Annotated in this window: 9 protein-coding genes, 1 tRNA gene and 1 pseudogene; 9 read left to right on the top strand and 2 right to left on the bottom strand. The window is 73.4% G+C overall.

The features are described from left to right. From D452_RS28165 to D452_RS0111965, 8 genes and pseudogenes are all read left to right on the top strand, one after another. Positions 1–1084 (top strand): ATP-binding cassette domain-containing protein (locus tag D452_RS28165; RefSeq protein ID WP_017544390.1); only part of this gene is annotated, 1084 nt, incomplete at its 5' end. A 95-nt stretch (positions 1085–1179) separates the two neighbouring features. Continuing rightward, positions 1180–1266: transfer RNA gene (locus tag D452_RS0111995), tRNA-Ser, on the top strand. Positions 1267–1557: 291 nt separating this feature from the next. Beyond that, positions 1558–3444 (top strand): S9 family peptidase, encoded by a 1887-nt coding sequence (locus D452_RS0111990; protein ID WP_017544389.1) that lies wholly within the window; start codon positions 1558–1560, stop codon positions 3442–3444. A 27-nt stretch (positions 3445–3471) separates the two neighbouring features. Then, positions 3472–4206 (top strand): annotated as a pseudogene (locus D452_RS31370) (GOLPH3/VPS74 family protein). Between the two features lie 138 nt (positions 4207–4344). Next, entirely contained in the window at positions 4345–5418 is a 1074-nt protein-coding gene (locus D452_RS0111980; protein WP_026129219.1) for an NAD-dependent epimerase/dehydratase family protein, read from the top strand. Between the two features lie 71 nt (positions 5419–5489). Beyond that, positions 5490–6257: a glycosyltransferase family 2 protein gene (locus D452_RS0111975; RefSeq protein ID WP_040693630.1), complete on the top strand. Its 768-nt coding sequence runs from the start codon at positions 5490–5492 to the stop codon at positions 6255–6257. Next, positions 6254–6925: a TIGR04282 family arsenosugar biosynthesis glycosyltransferase gene (locus tag D452_RS0111970; protein ID WP_017544384.1), complete on the top strand. Its 672-nt coding sequence runs from the start codon at positions 6254–6256 to the stop codon at positions 6923–6925. The genes D452_RS0111975 and D452_RS0111970 overlap by 4 nt, the downstream gene beginning before the upstream one ends. Then, positions 6922–7593 (top strand): class I SAM-dependent methyltransferase, encoded by a 672-nt coding sequence (locus tag D452_RS0111965; protein ID WP_017544383.1) that lies wholly within the window; start codon positions 6922–6924, stop codon positions 7591–7593. The genes D452_RS0111970 and D452_RS0111965 overlap by 4 nt, the downstream gene beginning before the upstream one ends. 51 nt (positions 7594–7644) lie before the next feature. On the opposite strand, the gene D452_RS0111955 is transcribed toward D452_RS0111965, so the two are convergent. Both D452_RS0111955 and D452_RS0111950 read right to left on the bottom strand, forming a co-directional pair. Beyond that, the gene (locus D452_RS0111955) at positions 7645–8148 is read right to left on the bottom strand and encodes a hypothetical protein (protein WP_017544382.1); all 504 of its coding nucleotides are present in this window, start codon (positions 8146–8148) and stop codon (positions 7645–7647) included. Beyond that, positions 8145–9530: a molybdopterin-dependent oxidoreductase gene (locus tag D452_RS0111950; RefSeq protein WP_017544381.1), complete on the bottom strand. Its 1386-nt coding sequence runs from the start codon at positions 9528–9530 to the stop codon at positions 8145–8147. Before D452_RS0111950 ends, D452_RS0111955 begins: the two co-directional genes overlap by 4 nt. A gap of 189 nt (positions 9531–9719) precedes the next feature. On the opposite strand from D452_RS0111950, the gene D452_RS28155 reads away from it, so the two are divergent. After that, positions 9720–10999 (top strand): hypothetical protein (locus tag D452_RS28155; protein ID WP_017544380.1); only part of this gene is annotated, 1280 nt, incomplete at its 3' end.

Genomic DNA, 10999 nt, shown 5'->3' with positions numbered 1-10999 from the left:
GGCCCCCCGCCAGTCCGTGGTCCGGCTCGCCGGGGACACCGCCAGCGGTCTCGTGACGGCGGGGGTGTTCGCGGTGCTCGCGGTGCTGCTCGTCCAGGGAGCGGTGCCGATCGCTGTCGCCGGAGCCGCCGTGGTCGCGGTCCGCGTGGCCCAGGGCGCGCTGAGCAACGCCCTGTACGCGGTGACCGGCGTGTACGAGTCGGGGCTGTACTTCTCCGACTACACGGCCTTCCAGCGCGAGGCCCGCGCCCGGCTCCCGCGTCCCGGACTGGCGCCCGCCCCGGCGGGGTTCGAGCGCATCGAACTGCGGGACCTGACCTTCGGCTACCCCTCCGGAGAGGGCCCGGCGCTGGAGGACGTGAACCTCACCCTCCACCGGGGGCGGACGGTGGCGCTCGTCGGGGAGAACGGTTCGGGCAAGAGCACGCTGGCCAAGCTGCTCTCGGGGCTGTACACGCCCCAACGGGGCAGCGTGTGCTGGGACGGCACCGACCTGTCCGCGGTGGACGGGGTGAGCCTGCGCGAGCGGATCGCGGTGATCGCCCAGGACCACACGCACTGGCCGCTGACCGCGCGCGGCAACACCGTCATGAGCAGCTCCTGGTGTGCCGAGCGCTTCGACAGGGCCACGGCGGCCTCCCGGGCCGACAGCGTCGTCGCGGACTTCCGGAACGGCTGGGACACCCTGCTGGACAAGCGCTTCGCCCACGGGGTGGAGCCCTCGGGCGGTCAGTGGCAGCGCCTCGCCGCCGCACGTTCCTTCTACCGAGGGGACGACGGCAACAACGTGCCCCTGCTCATCGCCGACGAGCCCACCGCCGCCATGGACGCCCGCGCCGAACACGGCTTCTTCGAATCGGTGCACGCCCACGCCCGCCGCACCGGCGCCGCGGTGGTCCTCATCACGCACCGGCTGGCCTCGGTGCGGATGGCCGACCAGATCGTGGTGCTCGAACGCGGCCGTGTGATCGCCCAGGGCACACACGCCCAACTGATGGCCGAGGGCGGACTGTACCGAGAGCTGTGGGAACTCCAGGCCAGCGCCTACGGCACCCCGCCGGTGCCGAGGCCCCGCACCCCCTGACCTGAGGCGGGAGGGCCCCGCCGCCCCGGGGCCCTCCCGCGCGGGAGGACTCGTTTTGCGCAGGACCCCCGCGCTCTGTAGGCTGGTCGCAGCCAGGAGGATTCGCCTAGAGGCCTAGGGCGCCGCACTGCTAATGCGGTTGGGGGGCAACCCCCTCATGGGTTCAAATCCCATATCCTCCGCCGGTCAGAAGGGGTCTCACGTCACGACGTGAGGCCCCTTCTTCATGGGCTGGTTGCAGTCTTGGTCGCGGTCGCACGCGGACGCATGGCGTCTCACCCCTGTCCACCTGGGGTGGAGTGCCCGGGGTGACACCACGTCATGCCCTCGCGCACACGGATGTCATGCGCGGGTGTTGACGCGGCGCCACTGTCCGGCGAGGGCTCCGGCGGCTTGGATCGAAGAGCAGGACGGGCGACGACCGCTTCTCGCGGCGCCGCCCAGACCGCCTTCCAGACCAGGACGGGAACGACATGGCACTGCCGGACCTCCACACGATCGACGACCTGTACGGCTCACCGCAGCGCACCGGCGCGAGGATCTCACCCGACGGCACACGGATCGCCTTCCTCGCGCCGTGGCGGAACCGGCTCAACGTCTGGGTCCAGGACCTCGAACCCGGCTCCGAGCCCCGCCCCGTGACCGCCGACGAGACCCGCAGCGTGCTGAGCTACGAGTGGGCCGAGGTCCCGGGCCTGCTCCTCTACCTCCAGGACGACGACGGGGACGAGAACTGGCACCTGTACCGGGTCGACCTGGACTCCCCCGGGTCCGCCGCGGTCGACCTCACCCCCTTCCCCGGCGCCAGAGTCGTGGGCTTCGAACCCTCCATCGCGCGACCGGGCCGGATGACGCTGCTGCTCAACGCCCGGTCCCTCGCGGAGTTCGACACCTACGAACTCGACGTCGCCTCCGGTGAGCTCACGATGGTGGTCGAGAGCCCCGGACCGGGCAGAGCGATGTTCCAGACCGATGACGGCGGTTGGTACTCCACCGAACTCACCGCCGAGGGCGACCTGGCCCTCGCCCGCCTGGACGAGTCCGGCGAGGAACGGCCGTTGATGGTCATGGACGGCGCTGACTACCCGTTGGGGCCCTTCCCGCTCCAGACGACACCGGAGGGGAAGGGCCTGTGGGTCGGGTCCAACCGGGGCACCGACCGCACCCGTCTCGTCCACGTCGACCTGGTCACCGGCGAGGAGACCGAGGTCGACAGCCACCCGACCCTCGACCTCGACACCCGCGCGCTGGTCGACCCCGGTTTTCCGGAGCCGCTCATCCGTGACCGCCGGGGCGCCCTGCTCGGGGTGCGCTACCTCGGTGAACGCCAGGTCGTCCACGCAGTGGACCCGCACTTCGCGGAGGTCCTGACGGCTCTGGAGAAGCTGTCCGACGGGGACCTCGCGCACGTGTCACCCGATTCGAGCGGTCAGCGGTGGGTCGTCTCCTTCACCCACGACCGCGACCCCGGGGCGACCTGGTTCCACGACCACGCCACCGGTGAGTCCCGGCTCCTCTTCCGGCCCTTCCCGCACCTGGCCCCGGACGCGCTGGCCCCGATGCGGCCCGTCACGATCACCGCGCGCGACGGGCTGGAGCTGCCCTCCTACCTGACCCTTCCCGTCGGTGTGGAGCCGACCGCCCTGCCGATGGTGCTGATGGTCCACGGCGGCCCCTGGATGCGGGACGCCTGGGGGTTCAACCCCACCGTCCAACTGTTCGCCAACCGGGGATACGCGGTGCTCCAGGTCAACTTCCGCGGGTCGACCGGCTACGGCAAGGCGCACACCCAGGCCGCGATCGGTGAGTTCGCGGGCAAGATGCACGACGACCTGATCGACGGCGTGGACTGGGCTGTGGAGCGGGGCTACGCCGATCCGGACCGGGTGGCCGTCCTCGGGGGTTCCTACGGCGGCTACGCGGCCCTGGTGGGGGCGGCCTTCACCCCGGACCGGTTCGCGGCGGCCGTCGACATCGTCGGCATCTCGGACCTGGCGAACTTCCTGCGGACCCAGCCCTTGTTCGTCCGTCCCGGGCTGGTGAACAACTTCCACCGGTACGTCGGCGACCCGGAGGTCCCCGAGCAGGAGGCCGACATGCTCGCCCGCTCGCCGATCAGCCGGATCGACGACATCCGTGCCCCGCTGTTCGTGGCCCATGGCGCCAACGACCCCCGCGTCGTCCGGGCCGAGTCGGACAACCTCGTCGAGTCGCTGCGCGCCCGTGGTGTCGAGGTCGAGTACCTCGTCTTCGACGACGAGGGGCACGGGGTGGTGAACCCGGAGAACCAGGCCGCCCTGTTCGGCGCCGTCGACCGCTTCCTCGCCCAGCATCTGGGAGGACGCGCCGAGCACGCCTGACCGCGAGCCCACACGCGGCGGGGGACGATGGACACCACGACCAGAGAGGCACGGACCGTGTCGGAGACTCCCGGAGTACACAGGACCGGCGACCAGGGAACGCGGTCGCTGGCGGAGGACGTCCTGCTCATGCTCTTCCAGCCCGCTTCGGGGACGATCGCGGGCGAGAACGTCCTGTTCCACGTGCTGGGTGGCGCGGTCCTCACCGACCTCGCCCTGCGCGGCCACGTCGAGGTGCGCGAGGAGCGCCTGCGCGGGCCCGTGGTCCACGCGGGGTCCGTGGCACCGACGGACGACGTGCTCAGGTCCGCGTGAGACTACGTCGACCAGAAGCCGCGCAACGCGCACACCGTGCTCGCCGCGATCGGCCCGGGGCTGCGGGCTCCGCTGCTGGACCGGCTCGTGCGGTACGGGGACATCGAGCGCGAGGACCGGAAGATGCTGGGGTTCCTTCCCCGGAGCGTCCTCAGGCTCGGTGGCACCGGTCGGCACGAGGAGCTCTTCGAACAGGTGCGCTCGGTACTCGTCGACCGAGCCGAGCCGACGGCGCGCATCGCCGCGGTGACCGCCCTGGTGGCGGCGAGTGGGACGCTCCCCCACCTCGACAGCAGGATCCCCTGGAGCTCCGCCGTGATCAGGCGGACCAGGGAGTTGGAGGAGGGCGACTGGGGTGCGGGCGCGGCCGGGGCCGCGGTGCTCCGGACGAACGCGGCCGTCGTGATCAACACCCTGGTCACCTCCACCGTGCTCGCGGCGAGGTGAGGACATCGACGGACAGGTGGTGTTCGCCGACGGCGGGCTGACCTGGGGCGGGGCCGCGCGCTCCGGGCCGACCGGCGGCGGCACGACTCACCGGAACACATTCGGTGGCGGCGCGCGCACGCGGCGTAGGTTGACCCCATGCGCGTACTAGTCACGGGTGGTGCCGGGTTCATCGGGTCGCGGGTGGCGGAGGAACTCCGCCTGGCCGGGCACGAGGCGGTGACCCTCGATGCCTACCTGCCCCTGGCGCACGGAGGGCGCGGCCCCGACGGGACCGTCGAGGTCGTGGCCGACGTCCGGGACGGCGAGGCCGTCGAACGGGCCCTGCGGGGGGTGGACGCGGTCTGCCACCAGGCGGCGATGGTCGGGCTGGGCTCGGCGGACTTCCTGGACGCGCCCGACTACGTGGACTGCAACGACCTGGGCACCGCGGTCCTGTTGGCGGCCATGGCCCGCACCGGCGTCCGCCACGTGGTGGTGGCCGGTTCCATGGTCGTCTACGGGGAGGGCCGGTACACGTGCCCCGAGCACGGCGACGTCCGCCCCGGCCCGAGGGCGGAGTCCGACCTCCGGGCCGGACTGTTCGACCCGCCGTGCCCGCGCTGCGGTACGGCGCTCGTTCCCGGTCTGGTGCGGGAGGACGCGCCGAGCGACCCCCGCAACGTGTACGCCACCACGAAGCTGGCGCAGGAGCACCTGTGCGCCTCGTGGGCCCGCGCGGTGGGCGGGCGCGCGCTGTCCCTGCGCTACCACAACGTGTACGGCCCGGGGATGCCGCGCGACACCCCCTACGCGGGCGTGGCGTCCTTCTTCCGGTCGGCGCTGGCCCGGGGCGAGGCGCCCCGGGTGTTCGAGGACGGACGCCAACGACGCGACTTCGTGCACGTGCGGGACGTGGCCCGCGCCAACGTGGCGGCCCTGGAGGCACTGCCGGACCGGGCCCCGGGCGTGCTGTCCGCCTTCAACACCGGCAGCGGAACGCCCCACACCATCGGGGAGATGGCCGCGGCGCTGGCGGACGCGCACGGTGGCCCCGCGCCCGTGGTCACCGGCGAGTACCGGCTCGGGGACGTCCGGCACATCACGGCCTCCTCGGACCGGCTGATGAAGGAGCTGTCCTGGCGCCCCCGGGTGGGTTTCGCCGAGGGCATGGCCGAGTTCGCCCGTTCCGAGCTGCGCGGGTCGGTCGGCACCGGCGTTCCGGCGGGCTGACCGCCCGACACGCCAGCGTGTCGCGGGGCCATTCACCGACTGTACCTTTATGACTTCGTAACGTGATCAGGGTGATCAACGAACCGCACGGTAATGACCGGAACGAACAGGCGCGGGCACACCCGGACTCGACGGGTGCCGGACCACCGCCGGTCGACCTGGTGCTCCCCTGTCTGAACGAGGCCTCCGCTCTCCCCTGGGTCATGGAGCGTGTCCCGGCGGGTTGGCGGGCGATCGTCGTGGACAACGGTTCGACCGACGGATCGGCCGCCATCGCCGAGAAGCTCGGAGCCGTCGTCGTCCCGGAGTCGCGGAGGGGGTTCGGCGCGGCGTGCCACGCGGGCCTGTCGGCCGCCACCGCCGAGTACGTCTGCTTCTGTGACTGCGACGCCTCCCTGGACCCGAGCCTGCTCCCGGGGCTGGTGGACCGGATCCGGCGGGGCGACGCGGACCTCGTCATGGGCAGGCGGCGCCCCACACGGAGGGGTGCCTGGCCTCCCCACGCGCGGATCGGCAACGCCGCCGTCGCCCGGATGCTGCGCTCCCGGACCGGCGTCCGGGTCCGCGACATCGGTCCGATGCGGGCCGCCCGGAGGTCGGGGCTGCTGGGGCTGGGCATGACCGACCGGCGCTCGGGCTACCCCCTGGAGACGGTCGTGCGCGCCGCGGACGCGGGCTGGCGCATCACCGAGGTGGACGTCCCCTACCTGCCCCGGTCCGGGGCGTCGAAGGTGACCGGAACGTGGCGCGGGACCTGGACCGCCGTGCGCGACATGACCTCGGTACTGCGCGAGCCGCCGACCGGGGAACGCACTCGCGCGGAGGAAGGAAGACGATGAGTCGGCCCGGTCGGGCGGACCGGCGCGCCGGTATCACGACACTGCTGGTGATCGCCAAGGAACCCGTCCCCGGCCTGGTCAAGACGAGACTGACCCCGGAGTACTCCCCCGAGGAGGCTGCCGCCGTCGCCGAGGCGGCCCTGGCGGACACCTTGGAGACGGTGCTGCGTCTTCCGGCGCACCGGCGGCTGCTGGTGCTGGAGGGGCGGCCGGGACCCTGGCTGCCCGAATCGGGCTTCGAGGTGGTGCCGCAAGCGGGCGGCGAGCTGGACGAGCGGCTCGCGGCCGCGTTCGCCGCGTGTCCGGGTCCCTCACTCCTGATCGGTATGGACACGCCCCAGCTCACCGAACGCCACCTGGCGCCCGCCCTGTCCCCGGGTGCCTGGGAACGCGCCGACGCGTGGTTCGGCCCGAGCGAGGACGGTGGCTTCTGGGCGCTCGGGATGGCAGCGCCCGACCCCGACCTGGTGCGCGGCGTACCGATGTCGACCCCCCACACCGGACGGCTCCAGCGGGCGCGGCTCGTGGACGCGAGTCTGCGCGTGGGCGACCTGGAGCCGCTCAGGGACGTGGACACCCCGCGGGACGCCGCCGCCGTGGCCGCGCTCGTGCCCGACAGCCGGTTCGGCGAGGCGGTCGGGGACTGTAGGACGGGGGCCCGGCGATGAGCGCGCCGGAGATGGGGGTCGACACCCGCGCGGCCCCGTGGCTGTGCGACCCGTACTCCCGGGCGCTCGTCAACGGCCACGGCCCCCTGTACCTGCGTCGGTCAGACGGCTGGATACTGCCCCTGGACGTGGAGCGCTGGTGCGGAGCCACCGACAGCGCCGACGAGAGCGTCCTGGACCGTTCGGAGGGTGACACCCTCGACGCGGGCTGCGGCCCCGGCCGCATGGTCCTCACACTCACCGCCCGGGGGCACCGGGCGCTGGGTGTGGACATGAACCCGGTGGCGGTGGCCCGGGTGGTCGAGGCCGGCGGACAGGCGGTGCGCGCGTCGGTGTTCGACCCCCTGCCGGAGGAGGGCCGCTGGAACACCGCGCTGCTGGTCGACGGGAACATCGGCATCGGCGGGACCCCGGATCGGCTGCTCGCGCGGATGCGGGAGCTGGTGCTGCCCCAGGGTCTGCTCATCGTCGAGGCCGCCGACCGGGACGTCGACGAGTGCGTGACGGTGCAGGTCACGGATGGTTGGGGGAAGCCGGGCGCCCCCTTCGCGTGGGCACGGCTCGGACTCCCCGCCCTACGGGCCTACGCGGAGGCCACGGGGTGGAGGTGGTCGGACTCCTGGCAGGTGCGGGGGCGCTGGTTCGCGGCGCTGCGTGCGCCCCTCTGACCGGCTCGGCTCCGGTGGAGCATCCGGGGAGGGTCCTGGAAGGCGCGGTGATCAGGTCGTGCGGGCCCGGCGAGCCACCCGCCCGGCCCGGACGGCCCCCACCAGCGCAGAGACCGCGAACAGGGCCGCGCTCACCAGGAGCCAGCGGACGGCGAACGGTTCCCCGGTCAGGCCGGTCTTGGTGACGTAGGTGTCGGAGGGGCCGAGGATCAGCGGGAGGTAGACCAGCAGCAGGAGCGCGGAGGCGATCGCGGGGACGCGCACGTGGTCGAGGAGGACCGCGCGCACCCGGCCGGGTGCGGGACGGGCGCCTCCCGCACGCCCACGACGGCCTTTTCCGACGACGGCCCGCAGGGCGCGGCCCACCAGTGTGTAGGCGGGCACGAGAACGAGGTCGTGCAGCAGGGCCGCGCCCACGAACCAGAGCGCGATGCCCCACGGATCGCCGCCGTGGAGCAGGCGCACTCCCGCGTAGGCGATGACCGCCAGCGTCACGGCCATCAGGACCAGGTGCCACGGTGAGGCGCCGTACCAGCGGCGCGGGGACGCCCTCACACCGCACCGAAGCTCAGCCGGGTGACCCACTTGGTGTTGTGCACGCCCGGGCTGGCGGGCACGATCACCCTGGCCGGGTAGCCGTGGTCGGGTGTCAGGTCCGCGCCGTTCACACGCAGGGCCAGGAGTGATCGGGGGTCGGCGACCTGGTTGTCGCGGAGCGCGGCGCTGGCGAAGGACCCGGACTCCTGTGCGGACTCCACGAGGACTCCGGGCGGTCCCTGCGCCCCCACCAGACCGGCGAGGTCGGCCAGGCGCACGCCCTCCCAGTCGAGGTCGCGGGTGGACCACCCCTCCACGCAGGCGATGGGCAGCGCGGACCGGTGCTGGGGCAGGGCGAGCAGGTCCTGCCTGGTGAGGACGACCTCGCGGCCCGCCCCGCGTACGGTCAGCCTCCAGTCGGGTCCCGTGTGGGCCTCGGTGACTCCCGCGTAGGCGGCGGTCGTGTTCACCGGGAAGGCGTCGGCCCCCTCCCCCGGCAGCCGTCCGTGCGGTGCCAGGAGCGCGGTCGGCCGAAGCGCGCCGCCGAGGCTCTGCCCGATCGTGGTCAGCAGGAGCGCGAGCGAGCCCAGGCCCACCGCGCCCACCACGGTGCGGCGCGACGCCGCCCCGGGGTCGGGGTCCGGTGCGACCAGTTCGCCCCGCTCCGGGTTCCGGCCCCTCCCCCGGTCACGGGGGGCGCTCAGCGCCTCGCGGAGTCCGCGTGCGCGCAGTTCCCTCACCATGGTCGGCAGCTTCAGGACGACATGGGAGAACAGGGCCGCGACGAACACCCAGGCGCCGTAGAAGTGCAGGGGGTAGAAGGAGCCGGGGAAGACGTACTCCAGCTGGATGTTGAGGATGCCGGTCGCGAAGACGAACAGCGCGCCGCCCACCAGGAACAGGACCGTCAGGCGTTCCAGGGCCTGGGCCGGGGAGACCGCCGGAGGCCAGCGGAAGAGGAGCGGAACGACCGACCAGAGCTTGGCCAGGAGGACGGGGACCAGCGTGACGCCCAGCGTGACGTGCACGCCCTGGGTGAGGCGGTAGAGCCACGGTGGGTCCGTGGGCCAGGGGAACAGGTAGAAACCGAGCAGGCCCTTGTCGGGGGTCTTGTCGTTGGACACGAGGTCGGGGTTGTAGGCCGCGTAGGAGAGCAGGCCGGTGACGAACAGGATCGGGACCCCGACCAGCAGGACCGACCCCAGCAGCGACGTCAGCCACGGACCGCGCGCGGGGCCGCGCCAAAAGCCCGGCCGGGTGGGTCCGAAGGGAGGGCCGTCCCGCAGCGCGTCCGGCAGCCGCCCTCGTCGTGTGCGAGGCGTCGGATCGTCGGCCCCTCCGCCCCCGGTGTCGCCCGGCGCCTCCGGAGGCGTCTTCCCGCCCTGGTCGTCCTCGTTCACGCGATCGGTCGCCTCCCGGTCCGACGGGCCAACTCGCGGTCATGCTAGGCCGCGCCCGACCTGCCGGCGCGGACCGCCGACCCCCCGGTGTGTCCGCTCGGAGCCGCTCCGAACAGGGGTTTCCTCCGGCCTCGGCGACACGCCCCGGAGCAACCGGTTCAGGGAGCAGGCCTGACCTACGGTGACGACGTGACGCAGCCCGAACTCCACAGGAAGGTCCGGGACGGGGTCGACGCGCGCCGTTCCGAGTTCCGCGCCGACGCGCTGGTGGCCGCCCTGGCCGTGCTCCTCTTCGCGACCGCCTCCGTGGTCGGCACCTGGATCGAGAGCGCCCACGGTGTCCTGTACGTGGCCTGGCCACCGCTGTACGCGACGTGGCTCCCCCATGTGGGGCCCGGCACGGTGCCCGCCCTGGCCCTGGCCCTCGTGGTGGTCCTCCACGGCCCCTCGGTGGCGCGTGCCCTGCCCTGGCGGCCCCTGGTGTGGTCGGTCTGGGGCGTGTCCGTGCTGTGGACCACGGCTCTGGCGCTCGTCGACGGCTGGCGGCGCGGCATAGCCGACCGTCTCCTGTCGCCGTACGAGTACCTGGCGTCGGTGGACCGCTTCCACGACGTGGGAGCCGCTCTGAGCACGTTCACCCAGCACATCCTGGTGGGGCAGCCGGACAACTGGCCCACGCACGTGGCGGGGCACCCGCCGGGCGCGGTCCTGACGTTCGTCGCGCTGGACCGGATCGGTCTGGGCGGCGGGGCGTGGGCGGGGATCTGGTGCGTCGTGGTCGGCGCCTCCGCCGGGGCGGCGGTCCTGGTGGCCATGCGCGCGCTCGGAGCCGAGGCGGCGGCCCGCCGGGCGGCTCCGTTCCTGGTTCTGGTGCCCGCCGCCGTCTGGGTGGGGGTCTCCGCCGACGGCTACTTCGCGGCGGTCACCGCGTGGGGGCTCGCCCTCCTCGCTGTGGCGTCCTCGCCTCGGGCCCGCGCGCCGCGCTCCACCGCGCTGGTGTCGGGCGTGCTCCTGGGGTGGTCGGTGTACCTGTCGTACGGGCTCGTGCTCATCGGCGTCCTCGCGGTGACCGTGCTCCTGTGCGCGCGGACCGCGCGCCCCCTCCCCTACGAGCTGGCGGGCGCCCTGGCGGTGGCCGCCGCCTTCACGGCGTCGGGTTTCTGGTGGTGGGAGGGGTACCAGCTGCTCGTGGAGCGCTACTACCAGGGGGTGGCTGCGGTCCGGCCCTACGGCTACTGGGTCTGGGCGAACCTGGCCACCGTGTGCCTGACGGCCGGGCTGGCTGCCGTGGTGGGGGCGCGCCGTGCCCTGGCGCGGGTGCCGGACGCGGTGCGTGGACTGCGCCGGGCGCCCTCGAGGGAGGACGCGGTGACGGCCCTGCTGGTGACCGCCGCTCTCTGCGCGGTGGCCGCCGCCACCCTGTCGGGGATGAGCAAGGGCGAGACCGAGCGCATCTGGCTGCCGTTCGT

The organism is Nocardiopsis prasina DSM 43845, from assembly GCF_000341265.1.
In the GTDB taxonomy this organism is placed as follows: Bacteria; Actinomycetota; Actinomycetes; order Streptosporangiales; family Streptosporangiaceae; genus Nocardiopsis; species Nocardiopsis prasina.
The sequence above is the reverse complement of the archived record's forward strand: the minus strand, read 5'-3'. Positions and strand labels throughout refer to the sequence as shown.

Bases quoted from the DNA above. Each gene is read 5' to 3' on its own strand.
- D452_RS0111970 (WP_017544384.1), top strand. From the start codon at position 6,254: ATGAGTCGGCCCGGTCGGGCGGACCGGCGCGCCGGTATCACGACACTG.
- D452_RS0111990 (WP_017544389.1), top strand. From the start codon at position 1,558: ATGGCACTGCCGGACCTCCACACGATCGACGACCTGTACGGCTCACCG.
- D452_RS0111965 (WP_017544383.1), top strand. From the start codon at position 6,922: ATGAGCGCGCCGGAGATGGGGGTCGACACCCGCGCGGCCCCGTGGCTG.
- D452_RS0111980 (WP_026129219.1), top strand. From the start codon at position 4,345: ATGCGCGTACTAGTCACGGGTGGTGCCGGGTTCATCGGGTCGCGGGTG.